The sequence below is a fragment of the Streptomyces sp. NPDC058308 genome (assembly GCF_042880275.1).
Classification (GTDB): domain Bacteria; phylum Actinomycetota; class Actinomycetes; order Streptomycetales; family Streptomycetaceae; genus Streptomyces.
Genome location: NZ_JBHVZA010000024.1, coordinates 131,322 through 146,991, shown reverse-complemented (window position 1 = coordinate 146,991; position 15,670 = coordinate 131,322). Strand labels below are relative to the sequence as shown.

Annotated in this window: 12 protein-coding genes; 1 reads left to right on the top strand and 11 read right to left on the bottom strand. The window is 72.6% G+C overall.

Annotated features, from left to right (window positions below):
• Positions 1–86: 86 nt before the first annotated feature.
• The gene (locus tag ACFVYL_RS28810; RefSeq protein ID WP_389720964.1) at positions 87–356 is read right to left on the bottom strand and encodes a hypothetical protein; all 270 of its coding nucleotides are present in this window, start codon (positions 354–356) and stop codon (positions 87–89) included.
• Positions 357–552: 196 nt separating this feature from the next.
• Here ACFVYL_RS28810 and ACFVYL_RS28805 point away from each other — a divergent pair, with 196 nt between their 5' ends.
• A complete protein-coding gene (locus ACFVYL_RS28805; protein ID WP_389720962.1) occupies positions 553–1,914 on the top strand; it encodes a serine/threonine-protein kinase in 1,362 nt (453 codons plus the stop codon).
• 28 nt (positions 1,915–1,942) lie between these two features.
• Here the strand turns inward: ACFVYL_RS28805 and ACFVYL_RS28800 are convergent, their stop codons facing one another.
• The 10 genes from ACFVYL_RS28800 to ACFVYL_RS28755 form a co-directional block, all read right to left on the bottom strand.
• The gene (locus ACFVYL_RS28800) at positions 1,943–2,761 is read right to left on the bottom strand and encodes a TrmH family RNA methyltransferase (protein ID WP_389720960.1); all 819 of its coding nucleotides are present in this window, start codon (positions 2,759–2,761) and stop codon (positions 1,943–1,945) included.
• Between the two features lie 87 nt (positions 2,762–2,848).
• Positions 2,849–4,081, bottom strand: a complete 1,233-nt coding sequence (gene cobA / locus ACFVYL_RS28795) for a uroporphyrinogen-III C-methyltransferase (RefSeq protein WP_389720958.1) — start codon at positions 4,079–4,081, stop codon at positions 2,849–2,851.
• A gap of 160 nt (positions 4,082–4,241) precedes the next feature.
• Positions 4,242–8,420, bottom strand: coding sequence for a nicotinate-nucleotide--dimethylbenzimidazole phosphoribosyltransferase (gene cobT / locus ACFVYL_RS28790; protein WP_389720956.1), 4,179 nt, complete (start codon positions 8,418–8,420; stop codon positions 4,242–4,244).
• 357 nt (positions 8,421–8,777) lie between these two features.
• The gene (gene cbiE / locus ACFVYL_RS28785) at positions 8,778–9,992 is read right to left on the bottom strand and encodes a precorrin-6y C5,15-methyltransferase (decarboxylating) subunit CbiE (protein ID WP_389720954.1); all 1,215 of its coding nucleotides are present in this window, start codon (positions 9,990–9,992) and stop codon (positions 8,778–8,780) included.
• Positions 9,993–10,168: 176 nt separating this feature from the next.
• Positions 10,169–10,840, bottom strand: a complete 672-nt coding sequence (locus ACFVYL_RS28780) for a GNAT family N-acetyltransferase (RefSeq protein WP_389720952.1) — start codon at positions 10,838–10,840, stop codon at positions 10,169–10,171.
• A 153-nt stretch (positions 10,841–10,993) separates the two neighbouring features.
• On the bottom strand, positions 10,994–11,812 hold the full coding sequence (locus ACFVYL_RS28775) for a MetQ/NlpA family ABC transporter substrate-binding protein (RefSeq protein ID WP_389720950.1): 819 nt from the start codon (positions 11,810–11,812) through the stop codon (positions 10,994–10,996).
• Between the two features lie 2 nt (positions 11,813–11,814).
• Entirely contained in the window at positions 11,815–12,651 is an 837-nt protein-coding gene (locus ACFVYL_RS28770) for a MetQ/NlpA family ABC transporter substrate-binding protein (RefSeq protein WP_389720948.1), read from the bottom strand.
• A 144-nt stretch (positions 12,652–12,795) separates the two neighbouring features.
• Complete coding sequence (locus tag ACFVYL_RS28765) at positions 12,796–13,542, bottom strand: methionine ABC transporter permease (RefSeq protein WP_389720946.1); 747 nt, start codon at positions 13,540–13,542, stop codon at positions 12,796–12,798.
• On the bottom strand, positions 13,539–14,597 hold the full coding sequence (locus tag ACFVYL_RS28760; RefSeq protein WP_389720944.1) for a methionine ABC transporter ATP-binding protein: 1,059 nt from the start codon (positions 14,595–14,597) through the stop codon (positions 13,539–13,541). The genes ACFVYL_RS28765 and ACFVYL_RS28760 overlap by 4 nt, the downstream gene beginning before the upstream one ends.
• A gap of 410 nt (positions 14,598–15,007) precedes the next feature.
• Complete coding sequence (locus ACFVYL_RS28755) at positions 15,008–15,655, bottom strand: HAD family hydrolase (RefSeq protein WP_389720942.1); 648 nt, start codon at positions 15,653–15,655, stop codon at positions 15,008–15,010.
• Positions 15,656–15,670 lie beyond the last annotated feature (15 nt).

Genomic DNA, 15,670 nt, shown 5'->3' with positions numbered 1-15,670 from the left:
CTGCGCGATCTGGCACAACCGCACCATCGGCGCACCCATCACCCGCTCACTGATCGCCTACGACCACTGAGCCACATCGGAACTACTCATCTAGGACTCGGGGAAGTCCCCGAGGGGGTGGCCGCGGCCTCGGAGGAGTCCTCCCTGGGGACCGGTTGTTCGACCAGGGCCAGGACGCGCGTGGCCATGAAGCGCGCCGTACGCACCACCGAGCCGCTGCGGGTGACTTCGCTCACTTCCACCACTCCCCTGCGGACCGCCGTCTCCACCCGGCGACCCGCCCTGCTCGCCACCACTTCGTACGTTCGAGTCGTGTCACCGGCATCCACGACTATCTCCACACGATCACCCTTCACGGGATCAATCCCCCTTCAGCGATGGATGGTTGGGAATCGGGTCGGCCGCAACGCCCCCATGTCCCCCGTCCCCTGACCACTCTTCAAGTTTCCCACCCGGCACTGACAATCGATCGCCCCGCGAGGGCGCGGCCTCTGCACGTGCCCGGCCACGGAAACGTAAGCTGTGGCTCGTCAAACGGACCGGGTAGCGGGGATGGACATGACGATGATGCGGCTCCGGCGCGAGGACCCGCGTGTCGTCGGCTCGTTCAGGCTGCACAGGCGCCTGGGCGCCGGCGGCATGGGGGTCGTCTATCTGGGGTCGGACCGGCGGGGGCAGCGCGTCGCCCTGAAGGTGATCCGGCCCGACCTGGCGGAGGACCAGGAGTTCCGCTCGCGGTTCGCCCGCGAGGTCTCCGCGGCCCGGCGCATCCGCGGCGGCTGCACGGCGCGGCTCGTCGCCGCCGATCTCGACGCGGACCGGCCGTGGTTCGCCACGCAGTACGTGCCCGGTCCCTCCCTGCACGACAAGGTCGCCGCCGAGGGCCCGCTCTCCGCGGCCGACGTCGCCGTGGTCGGATCGGCGCTGGCCGAGGGGCTCGTGGCCGTGCACGAGGCGGGTGTCGTCCACCGCGACCTCAAGCCGTCGAACATCCTGCTGTCCCCCAAGGGCCCGCGGATCATTGACTTCGGCATCGCGTGGGCCACCGGCGCCTCCACCCTGACGCACGTCGGGACGGCCGTCGGGTCGCCCGGCTTCCTCGCTCCCGAACAGGTGCGCGGCGCCGCGGTCACCCCGGCGACCGACGTCTTCGCCCTCGGGGCCACCCTCGCGTACGCGGGCATGGCGGACTCGCCCTTCGGGCACGGCAGTTCCGAGGTCATGCTCTACCGGGTGGTGCACGAGGAGGCGCAGCTGCACGGCGTGCCCGACGCGCTCGCGCCGCTGATCCGGGCCTGTCTCGCCAAGGACCCGGAGGAGCGGCCCAGCACGCTCCAACTGTCGCTGCGGCTGAAGGAGATCGCCGCCCGCGAGGCCCAGGGGATCTCCGACGTACGGCCGCCCGCGCCCCGGCACAGTCACGATCAGCCGACAGGCCGGTACGTCGAGACGTACGCGGACGAACGCACCCAGCGGCGCTCCGCGCCAGGTGCCGCGTCGGCCCCCCGTACCGGACCGTCCCGCACGGGTTCGTCCCGCACCGGCTCGTCGAGGACCGGCGGCGCCCGGTCCGGCTCCCGGCCCCCCGGGCCCCGCAACACCGCACGCTCGGGCGGCAGGCCCGCCCCGCGCAGCGGCGCCGGACGTCAGGGGCCGCGCACGACGGGAACGGGCCGCCGGGGTCCCGCCAATCCGCGGCTGCTGCGGCAGCGGCTCACGGTGTTCGTGATCGTGACGCTGCTGGTGGCCCTCGGCATCGCGGCGGCGCAGGGGTGCCAGGGCCCCGCGCGGGGCCTCGGGGACGACCGCGGCCGCGACACGAAGCAGCACACGCGGCCCGGCCCCTCGTTCTCCCCGCTGGACGGGGAGCGCATGGCCATCCACTACGAGTCGACGGTGACGCGAGAGGACTAGGGCCCGCGTCGGACGTGCCGGGCGCGCCTCAGAGCTGCGGGCGTCCCGTCGCCACCGCGTAGAACGCGACTGCCGCGGCCGCGCCCACGTTGAGCGAGTCCACGCCGTGGGCCATCGGGATGCGGACCCATTCGTCGGCGGCGACCAGCGCCTGGGTGGAGAGTCCTTCGCCCTCCGCGCCGAGCATCAGCGCGACGCGGTCCATGCGGTGCGGTGCCGCCTCGTCCAGGGACTTGGCCTTCTCGTCGGGGGTGAGGGCGAGGAGGTTGAAACCCGCCTCGCGTACGCCCTCCAGGCCCCTGGGCCAGGATTCCAGGCGGGCGTACGGGACCGAGAAGACCGCGCCCATCGAGACCTTCACCGAGCGCCGGTACAGCGGGTCCGCGCAGTCCGGCGAGAGCAGGACCGCGTCCATGCCGAGGGCGGCGGCGGAGCGGAAGATGGCGCCGATGTTGGTGTGGTCGTTCACCGCCTCCATGACGACCACGCGGCGGGTGGTCGCGAGGAGTTCGTCGGCGGTGGGCAGCGGCTTGCGCTGCATGGAGGCGAGGGCGCCGCGGTGCACGTGGTAGCCGGTGACGCGTTCGGCGAGGTCGGGGCTGACCGCGTACACCGGGGCCGGGAGCTCGTCGATGACGTCGCGCATGACGTCGACCCACTTGGCCGAGAGCAGCATCGAGCGCATCTCGTAACCGGCGTCCTTGGCCCGTCTGATGACCTTCTCGCCCTCCGCGATGAACAGGCCCTCGGCCGGTTCGCGCTTGCGGCGCAGTTCGACGTCGGTCAGGCCTGTGTAGTCGCGCAGGCGGGGGTCGTCGGGGTCGTCGACGGTGATGAGATCAGCCACAGGGTGATACTGCCTTGTCCTGGGTGGGGTGCCAACGGCTCCGGACGGGTTCCGTTACCGCTGGTTACTTGGGGGCGTGCGGGCGCGTTACGCGAGGGGCTCGGGGCCGACCTTCACGACCTCGCCGATGACGATGACGGCCGGGGGCTTCACCTCGTGGGTGCGCACCGCATCGGCGACCGTGCCGAGGGTCGCGTCGACGCGGCGCTGGGCGGCCGTCGTGCCCTCCTGGATCAGGGCGAGCGGGGTGTCGGCGGCCTTCCCGTGGGCGATCAGGGCCTCGGCGATCTTGCCGATCTTGTCGACGCCCATCAGGATCACGAGGGTGCCGCGCAGCTTGGCCAGGGCCGCCCAGTCGACCAGGGAGCGCGCGTCGTCCGGCGCCACATGGCCGCTGACCACCGTGAACTCGTGGGCGACGCCGCGGTGGGTGACCGGGATTCCGGCGGCCGAGGGGACGGAGATCGAGCTGGAGATGCCGGGGACGACCGTGCAGGCGATGCCCGCCTCGGCGAGCGCCTGGAGTTCTTCCATGCCCCGGCCGTAGACGTAGGGGTCGCCACCCTTCAGGCGGACGACGGCCTTGCCCTGCCTGGCGTGCTCGATCAGGGCGTCGTTGATCGCCTCCTGGGCCATGTAGCGGCCGTACGGGATCTTCGCGGCGTCGATGACCTCCACGTGCGCCGGGAGTTCGTCCAGGAGGTCGCGGGGGCCGAGACGGTCGGCGATGACGACGTCCGCGGCGGCGAGCAGGCGCCGGCCGCGGACCGTGATCAGGTCGGGGTCGCCGGGGCCGCCGCCGACGAGGGCGACGCCCGGGGTGCGCGTGCGCAGGTGCGGGGCGACGAGACTGCCGTCGCGCAGGCCCTCGACGACCGCGTCGCGGATGGCGGCGGTGCGGCGGGGGTCACGGTCGTGGATGTCGCTGGAGAGGACGGCGACGGTGACGCCCTCGGAGCGGCCGGTGGCCGGCGTCCAGGCGGTGGCCGCCTCGGCGTCGTCGGAGCGCACACACCAGACGCGGCGCGCCTCGGCCTCCGCCGAGGCGGCGGTGTTCGCCTCGGCGTCGCTGGTGGCGATCAGGGCGTACCAGGCGTCCTGGAGGTCGCCGTCCTCGTAGCGGCGCCTGGTCCAGGTGATCTCGCCCGCGTCCGCCATGGCCTCGACGGACGGGGTCGCCGAGGGCGATACGAGGAGGACGTCGGCGCCTGCCTTGATCAGTGCCGGGAGGCGGCGCTGGGCCACCTGGCCGCCGCCGAGGACGACGACGCGGCGTCCTGCGAGGCGGAGACCTACGGGGTAGGCGGGGTTTTCGGCCATGGCTCTGGGGCTCCTCGTGCGGGCGGAGTCTTCATGGTGCGCTACCGCTGCTGCGCTGGAGCGGCTGCTTGACGTGCGGGTTCAGTATGGCGGGGGCGGGGCCGGAGGTCTCCCCCAGCCCCGCCCCGGTGCCGAAAACGGGGGCTTCGCCCCACGGCTGCTACTTCTCGGTGACGCCCGCCGAGTCGAACGTGGCGACCTCGTGCATCGCGCGGGCCGCGCTCTGGACGACCGGCAGCGCCAGGAGCGCGCCCGTGCCCTCGCCCAGACGGAGGTCCAGGTCGACCAGGGGGCGCAGGCCCAGCTTGTTGAGCGCCGCCACGTGGCCCGGCTCCGCGCTGCGGTGGCCCGCGATGCAGGCCGCGAGGACCTCGGGGGCGATGGCGCGGGCGACCAGGGCGGCCGCTCCGGCGCTGACGCCGTCCAGGATCACCGGCGTCCGCAGGGACGCACCGCCGAGGAGCAGGCCCACCATGGCCGCGTGCTCCAGGCCACCGATCGCCGCGAGGACGCCGATCGGGTCCGCCGGGTCGGGCTGGTGGAGGTCCAGAGCGCGGCGGACCACCTCGACCTTGCGGGTGTGCATCTCGTCGTTGATGCCCGTGCCGCGGCCGGTGACCTCGGCGGGGTCCACCTCCGTGTAGACGGAGATCAGGGCCGCGGACGCGGTGGTGTTGGCGATGCCCATCTCGCCGGTGAGCAACGCCTTGTTGCCGGCCGCCACCAGGTCGCGGGCAGTCTCGATGCCGACCTCGATGGCCGCCTTGACCTCTTCCCTGGTCAGGGCGGGGCCGGTGGTCATGTCGGCGGTGCCCGCGCGCACCTTGCGGGGCAGCAGGCCCGGCGTGGCCGGGAGTTCGCTCGCCACGCCCACGTCGATGACGCAGACCTCGGCGCCCACCTGGTTGGCGAAGGCGTTGCAGACCGCGCCGCCGCCGAGGAAGTTGGCGACCATCTGCGCGGTCACCTCCTGCGGCCAGGCGGTGACGCCCTGGGCGTGCACGCCGTGGTCGCCCGCGAAGATCGCGACGGCCGCGGGCTCCGGGATCGGCGGCGGGCACATCCGGGACAGGCCCGAGAGCTGCGCGGAGATGATCTCCAGCATGCCGAGCGCGCCCGGCGGCTTCGTCATGCGCTTCTGGCGTTCCCAAGCCTCGCCGAGCGCCTTGGCGTCCAGCGGGCGGATGTTGGAGACGGTCTCGGCGAGCAGGTCGTGCGGGTCCTCGCCGGGCAGGGCGCGGCGGCCGTACGTCTCCTCGTGGACGACCCAGGAGAGCGGGCGGCGCTTGGACCAGCCGGCCTGCATCAGCTCGGGCTCGGCCGGGAACTCGTCGACGTATCCCACGCAGAGGTAGGCGACGACTTCGAGGTGCTCGGGCAGGCCGAGGGCGCGGACCATCTCGCGCTCGTCGAAGAAGCTGACCCAGCCGACGCCGAGGCCCTCGGCGCGCGCGGCGAGCCAGAGGTTCTCGACGGCGAGCGCCGAGGAGTACGGGGCCATCTGCGGCTGGGTGTGCCGGCCGAGGGTGTGGCGCCCGCCGCGGGTGGGGTCGGCGGTGACGACGATGTTCACCGGGGTGTCGAGGATGGCCTCGATCTTCAGTTCCTTGAACTGCTTCGCGCGGCCCTTGGGCAGGGACTTGGCGTACGCGTCGCGCTGGCGGACGGCCAGTTCGTGCATGGTGCGCCGGGTCTCTGCGGACTTGATGACGACGAAGTCCCAGGGCTGGGAGTGACCGACCGACGGGGCGGTGTGCGCGGCCTCCAGGACGCGGAGCAGCACCTCGTGCGGGATGGCGTCGGAGCGGAAGCCGTTGCGGATGTCGCGGCGCTCGCGCATGACGCGCAGGACGGCCTCGCGCTCGGCGTCGGCGTACCCAGGAGCGGCGCTCCCGGCGGACACCGGGGGCTCGGGGAGTTCGGTGCCCGCTTCCCGCGCCGCCGGGAACCCGGCGGCTTCGGCAGGCTCCATCACGAGGAGCCCGGGGGCTTCGGGGGCGTCCGGTGCCTCGCCCGCCACGGGGGCTTCCGGCGCGGCGACGGGGGCGAGGGGGACTTCGGGAGCCTCGGTCGGCCCGGCGACGGGCACGGGTACGGAGGCTTCAGGCGCTTCGGCCATCTCGGGTGCTTCGGCCACTTCGGTCACTTCGTTCGCTTCGATCGGTTCGAACGAGATGACTTCGTCGGCCTCGTCCAACTCGTCGGCCGGGTCGGCCGTCTCCGGGGCGGCCGGGAACTCGGCCGGAGCCGCCACGGAGGAGACAATACGGGGCACAGCGGAGCCGGTCGGGCCCTGGGGGGCCTCACCGGCTTCGACCGTCGCCCCGTCCGCCGCCGGGACCGGCTCGCCGCCCTCGGCCACGGAGCCCGCGCCGCTCTCCTGAACCGCCGTGTCCGGCGCGGGAGTCGCACCGGCGACGGGGGCCGCCGTGGGCTCGGCGCCGTCACGCGGGGCGGGCACGGTGGCGGGCTGCCGCACCGCTTCCTGCGTCGCCTCGGGGGCGGCCGGGTCCTGGACGGTCCCGGGCGTCGCGGCCGCGGGAGTCTCAGTTTCGGGAGCCGCGGCCCCGGCGTCCGTCGCCTCGTCCTGCGGTACGGGCACGGGGGCGCCGTCCGCCGGGTCAGCGGGCGCGGCCGGTGCGGCGGCCTCGGGGACGTCCTCGGCGGCCGGGTCCTCCTGCGGGACGATCACGGGGTGCGGCGGCGTCGGGGCCAGGTGGGGCGTGGTCGGGACCGAACCGTCGACCGGCACGAACTGACCGAGGGGCGCGGGCCCTTGGGCCCCGCCGGGCTCGTTCTGGAACGGGGCGTTCAGGGGCGCCGCCGCCTCCTGCGGGCCCTGCGGCTCGGGGTGCTGCGGTCCGGGCGCGGCGTGCCGCGCCTCGGCGGGACGGCCGCCGTCCATCGGGGGGAACTGCTGGGCGTGCGGCGCGGCGTGCGCGCCCTGGGCGGCGTCGGGGGCGAAGCCGGGCTGCGCCTCTTCCTCGGCGTGCGGGGGCTGCGCCCCGTGCCACGGCTGGGCGGAGGCGACGGCGAACGCGGGCTGGCCGACGGCGGCGGGCACTGCGTGGGCGAACGCCGGCTGCTCGGCGACCGGCACCTGCTGCTGCTCCGGCTGCGGGAACTGGTGCTCCCCCGTCCGGAACTGGTACTCGCCCGTCGCGAACGGCTGCTCCTCGACCGGGAACTGCTGCTCCTCCACGGGCGCCTGGCCGGACTCCGCGGCGTTCGGGAACGCGGTGGTCTCCGGAGCGTGCGTGGGTACGGGCAGCTCGGCGGAGAAGGCGTCGGCTTCGGCGTCGGCGCCCGGAGCCTGCGGTGCCGGTGTGACACCCGGGGCTTCGGTGAAGCCCGGTGCAGCGGAGGCCTCTGCGGAACCTGAGGCATCCGCGAACTGCGGGGCATCTGCGACGGCCGGGGCTTCCGGGGTGGCCGAGACGTCTGGGACGTCTGGGACGACCGTTTCTGCTGGTGCGGCATGGGCGGCATGGGCGGCTTCTGCTGGAGCGGCATGGGCGGCCTCGCCGGATCCGGCATCAGCCACGTACTCCTGGGCCGCCCGCTCCTGCTCAGGGCCCTGCCCGTAGTCCTGCCCCTCGTCCTGCCCCTCCGGCGCTCCCCACGGCGCGGCACCCTGCGGCGGGATCTCACCGAGCTGCGGTCCCGGCACTCCCGCGGCGTCACGCGGAATGTCGAGGTACTCGGGCATCGTGGGCGGCCCCGCGTGCCGCGCCGGCGCGGCGGACTCCTTGGCCGGGGCCGCGCCCGCAGGCCCCCGGTCGGCGAGCGAACGTACGGGGCTCGCCGAGCCGTCCGGCACCGCAGGACCCGACGGGCCGTGGTGCAGCGGGCGGCGGGCGGGTCCCGGGTGGGACGGGGCGGGGGTGCCACCGGGCATGCGGATGCCGTTCAGGTCGATCGAGCCGCTGTCACGGCCGGAGGTCTCGTGCGGACCCGGCTGGTGGGCGGGCTGGGCGGCGGCGGGCGCCGGCCGGTCGGCCGCGGCCTCCCCCGGGAAGCGGCCCTGACCGGACGCCTGCCCATGGCCCGGAACCTGACCCTGATGACCCGGGACGTGCCCCTGATGGCCTTGGGCCTGCTGGGCCCGGGCCGACGCGATCTGCGCCTCGGTCCACGCCCCCTGGGCGCCCGGCATCAGCAGCAGGTCGTCGTCATCGGCGGGGTTCTCGGAGGGGTCGGTCGGGTCGACGAAGGTGTACGCACCCGGTGCGGGAACGCCCGGCTGCTGCGCCCCCATGCCCTGCGCGGGCCCGGAAGGTACACCGTTGCCTGCGCCCTCCGGCAGTCCCTCACCCGGGACCTGGCCGGTGTCGGTCATGCGTAACCCCTCGCCCATCGGTTAGTGCTTCTTCGACCGTCCCTCAGCCTTCGGCCGGGGAGGCCCCATCGCCCGGAGCGGCGCACCGACCGCCCGTCATCCTCAACGAGCGTGCGCGCCCCGCGGCACGAACCGCGCACCGGACTACAGGCATTCTCCCTGTCCGTCCGCCACCGTGGCGGACGGATCGGTCACGGCCCGCTGTGGACTGCGCCACGTTGCGCGTCCTCCGTTCATGCCGTACCACACAGCCCCCCCGAAAAGGGCGGGCTTTCCGGACATCGGCCAACGAACTCCTTGGCACCCGGGTGCAGTACAACGATCGGCCAGCCTACCCCGCACCGCGTGGCGAAAGGGTCACGGGGAACGGTCGGGAAGACGCCCGGAGAGCAGGAACACCACGGTCCGCTTCTCTTCGCGCCAGGCGCGTGTATCGAGCTCCACGGACTGCAGGAGTGCGCACTCCACGACGTATCCGTGCTCGCTCAGATCCCTGCCGACGAGTTCGGCCTCGTCGCGTGTCGCGGCGTGCGTCACGATGCGTTCCGGCCGTCGGTCGGCGACCGCGGAGACCACTGCGGCTCCCCCGCCCCCGACCCGTACGACGTCGGGTTCGGGAAGGTCTTCGAGGACGTGCGGGGCGACGCCGTGCACGGTCTGCGCCTGGACCCCGAAGCGGCGGACGGCGGCCGTGGTGCGGCCGAGGGCGTCGGCGTCGCGGTCGACCGCGATCACGGCCGCGCCGAAGCGGGCCGCCTCCGCGGTGAAGGCGCCGCTGCCGCAGCCGATGTCCCAGACGAGGTCGCCCGGGCGCGGTCCCAGGCGCGCGAGTTGGGCGGAGCGGAGCCGGTCGGTCTCGCCCTCGCCGAGCCAGATGTCACCGCCGTACTCGGCGGCGGGCAGCGCCCAGCCGCGCGGGCCCCTGCCCGGCTCGCGCCCCATGATCCAGCCGGTGTCGGCGGACGACGCGGTGCCGCCGATGACGATGACGACGTTCGGGTCGCGCCAGGCGTGGTCGGCGGCCTTGTCGGAGGTGACGACGGAGACCTGCTCGCGCGCGGTGCCGAGCTCCTCGCAGATCACGAAGGTGCGATGGACGTCCTGGAGCAGCAGGCCGAGTTCGGCGGGGCCCGCGCCGGGCGAGGTGAGGACGGCGACCTTGGTGTGGGCGCGGCAGACGTTCACGGCGCGGCGCAGGGTGCGGCGGTGGGCGACCACGACCTCGGCGTCGTCCCAGGGCATGCCCGCGCGGGCGAAGGCCTGGGCGACGGAGGAGACGGCGGGCACCACTTCGACCTCGAGACCGAACTCCGGGACGCGCAGGGTGCGGACGACGCCGAAGAAGCCGGGGTCGCCGTCGGCGAGGACGACGGCGGTGCCGCGGTGGGCGGCGATGCGGCGGGCGGCGAGGCTCACGCTGCCGAGGCGGATCCGTTCGGCGCGCGCGGGCACCTCGTCCAGGGCCAGGTGGTGGGCGGCGCCCGCCACCAGCGTCGCCGCGCTGAGCGCGGAGCGTGCCGCGGCGGTCAGCGGCGTACCGTCCCAGCCGATCACCGTGACCCGGTCGGCCATCGTCGTCTGTCTCCTGGGTTCTCGCGGGTCGATCAGTGCGGGGCGGTGGCTGTGCAGGTGCAACCGTGCACGCGGCCAGGGGCGAGCGTACCTGCTGGGGGCCGGATGTGGCCGGGTACCGGAGGCCGCGTGCCTCCGCGGGGCGGCGCGGGCCGACGCGGCTGGGGCCTGGCGGGTCAGTTCCAGTCGGAGTAGGCCGAGAACCCGCTGTCGGCGAGGCTCTCCGAGACCCCTTCGAGGTCCTCGGGGAGCAGGCTCCACACGATGAGGTCGGTGCGCACGTCCAGCCAGCCGCCGAACGGGTCGCCGCCGTTTCGCGTGCGCGCTATCCAGGCGCCGCGCAGAACGCCCTCGCTGATGGAGCCGATCTTCTGCGCGACCTGCTGGGCGGCGGTGTTGTCGGCGGCGGTGCGCAGTTCGATGCGCTCGAACTTCTGGTCGTGGAAGAGCCATTGGGCGGTGGCGAGCGCGGCCTCCGACGCGTACCCCTCGCCGCGGGCCCAGGGGGCGACGACGTAGTTGAGCTCGGTCGAGCGCACCCGCCAGTCGGTGTCACGGAGTTGGATGATGCCGACAAGGCGCTGGGTGAGGAACTCGGTGACGGCGAGGACGAGGCCGTGGCCCGCGGAGCGCTCGGCGGGGGCGAGGCGGATGATCCAGTCGCGCGCGTCGGCCTCGGTGTAGGGCTGGGGCACGGAGGTCCAGGCCGTGACGTTCTCGTCGTTCATCATCTCCGCGTACGCGGGGACGTCCGCCTCTTCGAGGGGGCGCAGCACCAACCGCTCCGTGCTGATGGAGATGTCGGGGAACCCCGATGTGCCCGATGTGCCCGAGGAGGCTGTAGTCATGCGCCGCTCCCTAACCTTCATAGACCTGAAGGACCTTCACCTTTCGGTCTTCTGAAGTGCCCAGCATGCAGCATGCACGGGCCCAGACGCACCACGGGGTCCTCTCCCGGTGCGGGAGAGGACCCCGTGGACGTCACGTGCGCGAGAGGCCGTTCAGCCCGCCCCGACGGGCAGGACGGACCCCTCGTACTTCTCTTCGATGAACTTCTTGACCTCGGGCGAGGTGAGCAGTCCGGCGAGCTTCTTCACGCGCGGGTCGTCCTTGTCGCCCTTCTTGACGGCGAGGACGTTGTTGTAGGGATTGCCCTTCGGGGACTCCAGGAGGATGGCGTCCTTCTTGGGGCTGAGCCCGGCGTCGAGCGCGTAGTTGTTGTTGATGACCGCCGCGTCGAGGTCGTCGAGCGAGCGGGGCAGTTGCGCCGGGTCGAGCGGCTTGACGGTGAGCTTCTTGGGGTTGGACGTGATGTCCTCGGGGGTCGCCTCGGAGCCGGCCCCCTTCTTGAGCCCGATGACGCCCCGGGAGGCGAGCAGTTGGAGCGCCCGGCCCTCGTTGGTCGTGTCGTTCGGAACGCCGACGGTCGCACCGGAGCGGAGCCGGGAGACGTCGTCGGTCTTCTTCGCGTACACGCCCATCGGAGGCAGGTACACCTCGGTGACCGGCACCAGGTCCGTGTTCCTGGCCTTGTTGAAGTTCTCGAGGTACGGGGTGTGCTGGTACAGGTTGGCGTCGAGCGAGCCTTCCTGGAGCGCGGTGTTCGGCGTGTTGTAGTCGGTGAACTCCGTGATCCGGAGGTCGAGTCCGGCCTTCTTCGCCAGGTGCTTCTGTATGTACGTGAGGACTTCGCCGGCCGGGGTCGGGGTGGCGCCGACGACGAGCGTGCCGTCGGCGCCCGCCGAGTCCCCGCCGCACGCGGTGAGGCCGAGGGCGAGGGCCAGGGCCCCCGCCCCGGCGGAGATGACGCGCGTACGCATGATCAGAACGCGGCGACGACGGCGCCGTCGTACTTCTCGTCGATGAACTTCTTGACCTCGGGCGAGGTGAGCAGCTTGGCGAGCTTCTTCACGCGCGGGTCGTTCTCGTCGCCCTTCTGCACGGCGAGGAAGTTGCCGTACGGGTTGCCCTTGGCAGGCTCGGCGACGATGGCGTCCTTGGCAGGGCTGAGCGCGGGCTTGGCCTCCAGGGCGTAGTTGCCGTTGATCACCGCGGCGTCGACGTCGTCCAGGGTGCGGGGCACCGTGGGCGCCTCCAGCTCCTTGAACTTGATGTTCTTCGGGTTCTTCGCGACGTCCTTGGGGGTGGCCTCGTAGCCCACGCCCTTCTTGAGCTCGAGGATGCCGTTGTCCGCGAGGAGCTTGAGCGCGCGGGCCTCGTTCGTGGTGTCGTTCGGAATGGCGACGGTGGCGCCGTCCTTCAGCTCACCGAGCTTCTTGACCTTCTTCGAGTACACGCCGAGCGGCTCCAGGTGCACCGTGGCCCCGGGGACGGGCACGATATCGGTGCCCCGCTTCTTGTTGAAGTCGTCCAGGTACGGCTTGTGCTGGAAGTAGTTCGCGAAGACCTCGCCCTGCTGGACGGCGGTGTTCGGCGTGATGTAGTCGGTGAACTCCTTCACCTGGAGGTCGAGACCGGCCTTCTTGGCCAGGTGCTTCTGGACGTAGTCCAGGATCTCGGCCTGCGGCGTGGGCGTCGCGGCGACGATGAGCGGACCGTCCTTGTCGCCGGCGTCCTTGTCGGAGCCGCAGCCGGTGAGCCCGAGGGCGAGGGCTCCGGCGGCGAGGACAGCGGTAGTGATCTTGGTGGTGTTACGCACGAAAAGTGCCTTTCTCCATGGGTGGTGCAGCCCCGCGGGGTGGTACGCGGGGAAGCCTGTGGGCGGGACGTCGCGCTCCCGCCAGGGACCGGCCGGCCCCGGCCGACCGGTCTTGATCATCCGGCCTTGATCAGCCAGCCTTGATCATCCGGTCTTGCTGACCGACTCGGCGGCCGCGGTGCCGGGCAGCACGCCGCGCAGCGGCCGGAAGAGCAGCCGCGGAGCTGAGCCGCCGCCGCGCTTGTGCAGCCGGCGGGCCGCGTAGTCGCCGGCGAACTGGATGATCGAGATGACCACGGCGAGGATCGCCACGGTGATCCACATCAGTTCGGTCTCGAAGCGCTGGTAGCCGTAGCGCAGGGCGAGGTCGCCGAGGCCCCCGCCGCCGACCGTGCCCGCCATCGCGGAGTAGCCGATGAGCGCGACGATCGTGGTGGTGGCGCCCGAGATCAGCGAGGGCAGCGACTCGGGGACGAGGACCTTGCGCACGACGGTCCAGGTGGAGCCGCCCATCGACTGCACGGCCTCGACGAGTCCGCCGTCGACCTCCCTGATCGAGGTCTCCACCAGGCGCGCGAAGAACGGGATGGCGCCGACGGCCAGCGGCACGAGGGCGGCCTCACGGCCGATCGTGGTGCCGGTGATCCAGCGCGTGAAGCCCATCAGGGCGACCATCAGGATGATGAAGGGCATCGACCGCGCGATGTTCACGATCTGCCCGATCACCTTGTTGAGGACGGCGTTCTGCAGCAGTCCGCCGCGCTCGGTGAGCACGAGCAGGACGCCGAGCGGCAGTCCGGCGACGACGGCTATCAGCGTCGACCAGCCCACCATGTAGAGGGTGTCCCAACAGGCCTGCTCCAGCAGGGGCTGCATCTCCGACCAGGTCACTTGGCACCTTCCTTGACCAGCAGCGTCTCGTCACCGGGGGCGGCCACGGGCGCGTCGCCCGCGATGTCCACCTGCAGGCCCTGCTCGCGCAGGAAGCCGATCGGGACGACGTTCTCCTCGAAGCGGCCGGGCAGTTCGATGCGCATGCGGCCCACCTGGCGGCCCGCGATGGTGTCCATCGCGGCGCCGAGGATCGAGATGTCGATGTTGTACGTGCGCGACAGCTGGGAGATGACCGGCTGGGTCGCGGCCTCGCCGTGGAAGGTCACGTCGACGACGGTGCGGTCCTCGCCGGTGGCCTCGCCGCTGACCGGGAAGAGTGCGGCGGCAAGCTCGGAACCGGGCGTCGCGAGCAGCTCGGTGACGGTGCCGGACTCGATGATCTGCCCGCGCTCCATGAGGGCCGCGGAGTCGCAGACGCTCTTGACGACGTCCATCTCGTGCGTGATGAGCAGGACGGTCAGGCCGAGCTGCCGGTTGAGGTCGCGCAGGAGCTGGAGGATGGAGCGGGTGGTCTCGGGGTCGAGGGCGCTGGTGGCCTCGTCGGAGAGCAGCACCTTCGGGTCGCCGGCCAGGGCGCGGGCGATGCCGACGCGCTGCTTCTGGCCGCCGGAGAGCTGGGCCGGGTAGGACTTGGCCTTGTCGGCGAGGCCGACGAGGTCGAGGAGTTCGAGGGCCTTGCGGGAGCGCTCCTGGCCGCTCAGGCCGAGGATCTCCAGGGGCAGCTCGACGTTGTCCTGCACGGTGCGCGAGGACAGCAGGTTGAAGTGCTGGAAGACCATGCCGATGCGGCTGCGGGCCTGGCGCAGTTCCCTGCCCGCGCGCGAGCCGCGTCCCGCGAGGGCGGTGAGGTCCTGGCCGGCCACGGTCACGGTGCCGGAGGTGGGGCGCTCAAGGAGGTTGACGCAGCGGATGAGGGAGGACTTGCCGGCGCCGGACTGGCCGATGACGCCGTACACCTCGCCCTCGCGGACGTGCAGGTCGACTCCGTCGAGAGCGGTTACTTCACGACCGCGTGAGCGGTAGACCTTGGTGAGGCCGGAAGTGGTGATCACAGGGGATTCCGTCACTGTCGAGTGCGCGGCGCGGATGTGGCCGGGCACGGGGCATTCGTTCGGAACGCGGCACGGTTCTCGCGGTGGTGGGGCGGTGGAACCGGAGGACGTGTGCGCGGGGCGGGCTCGCTTCCTACGTCAGTACGGATCTCGTCTCGTACGTCGTGCAGGGGCGTAGCACAGCGGCTTCGCTTCGGGGCGCGATGCTCTCGGGTGGTGCGGGGGCCCTCAGAAGGCGCACATTCGACACATACAACGAGCACCGGGCGTCGTGATCGCCTCGGTCGCAAGGGTGCGGCTGCTCGTCGTGGTCATGGGCCCAAGTAAAACATGCGTAGGGGCGCCGTCCACCACTGCTGTCCGTATAGCGGACAGCGGTGGGACGGCGCCTGACGTCCGGATTCTGCTCGTCAGCCGGCGATCTCGATCTCCACGCCACCGGCCGTGGCCTGCGCGGACACGGCGGAGAGGTCCTTGACGACGACGTCGGCGGAGAGTTCGGACGCCTGGTGGGTTGTGGTCAACGCCACGGTCGTCATGCCCGCGGCCCGGCCCGACTGGAGCCCGGCGGGCGCGTCCTCGAAGACCACGCAGCGCGCCGGGTCGGCGCCGAGCTTGGCGGCCGCGAGCAGGAAGGGCTCGGGGTCGGGCTTGCCGCGCGTGATGTCGTCGGCGGCGATGACGAGACCGGGACGGATCCCGACCTCGGCGAGGCGGGCCTCGCCCAGGGCGCGCGTCGCGGAGGTCACCACGGCCCAGCGCTCGACAGGCAGGGACTCCAGGAGCTCACGGGTGCCGGGCAGCAGGACGACACCGCCCGCCACGTCGGAGACCTCCAGCTCCTCGATGCGGGCGACGGCCTCGGCGACCTGCTCCGGGGGCAGCAGGTCCGCGACGATCTCGACGGCGGGCCGCCCGTGCAGCTCGACCTTGCCGAATTCCTCCGCGGTGATCCCGTACTCCCGCGCCCACCGCGACCAGCAGCGGAGCACCGACTCCATGGAGGAGAGGAGGGTGCCGTCGTTGTCGAACAGGAGCGCGTCAGCGTGGATCTTCATGCTGTCCGAGGGTAC

Excerpts from the sequence above, each read along its gene's own strand:
- cobA (WP_389720958.1), bottom strand. The coding sequence starts at position 4,081 with ATGGCCGAAAACCCCGCCTACCCCGTAGGTCTCCGCCTCGCAGGACGC.
- cobT (WP_389720956.1), bottom strand. The coding sequence starts at position 8,420 with ATGACCGACACCGGCCAGGTCCCGGGTGAGGGACTGCCGGAGGGCGCA.
- ACFVYL_RS28775 (WP_389720950.1), bottom strand. The coding sequence starts at position 11,812 with ATGCGTACGCGCGTCATCTCCGCCGGGGCGGGGGCCCTGGCCCTCGCC.
- ACFVYL_RS28805 (WP_389720962.1), top strand. The coding sequence starts at position 553 with ATGGACATGACGATGATGCGGCTCCGGCGCGAGGACCCGCGTGTCGTC.
- ACFVYL_RS28755 (WP_389720942.1), bottom strand. The coding sequence starts at position 15,655 with ATGAAGATCCACGCTGACGCGCTCCTGTTCGACAACGACGGCACCCTC.
- ACFVYL_RS28780 (WP_389720952.1), bottom strand. The coding sequence starts at position 10,840 with ATGACTACAGCCTCCTCGGGCACATCGGGCACATCGGGGTTCCCCGAC.
- cbiE (WP_389720954.1), bottom strand. The coding sequence starts at position 9,992 with ATGGCCGACCGGGTCACGGTGATCGGCTGGGACGGTACGCCGCTGACC.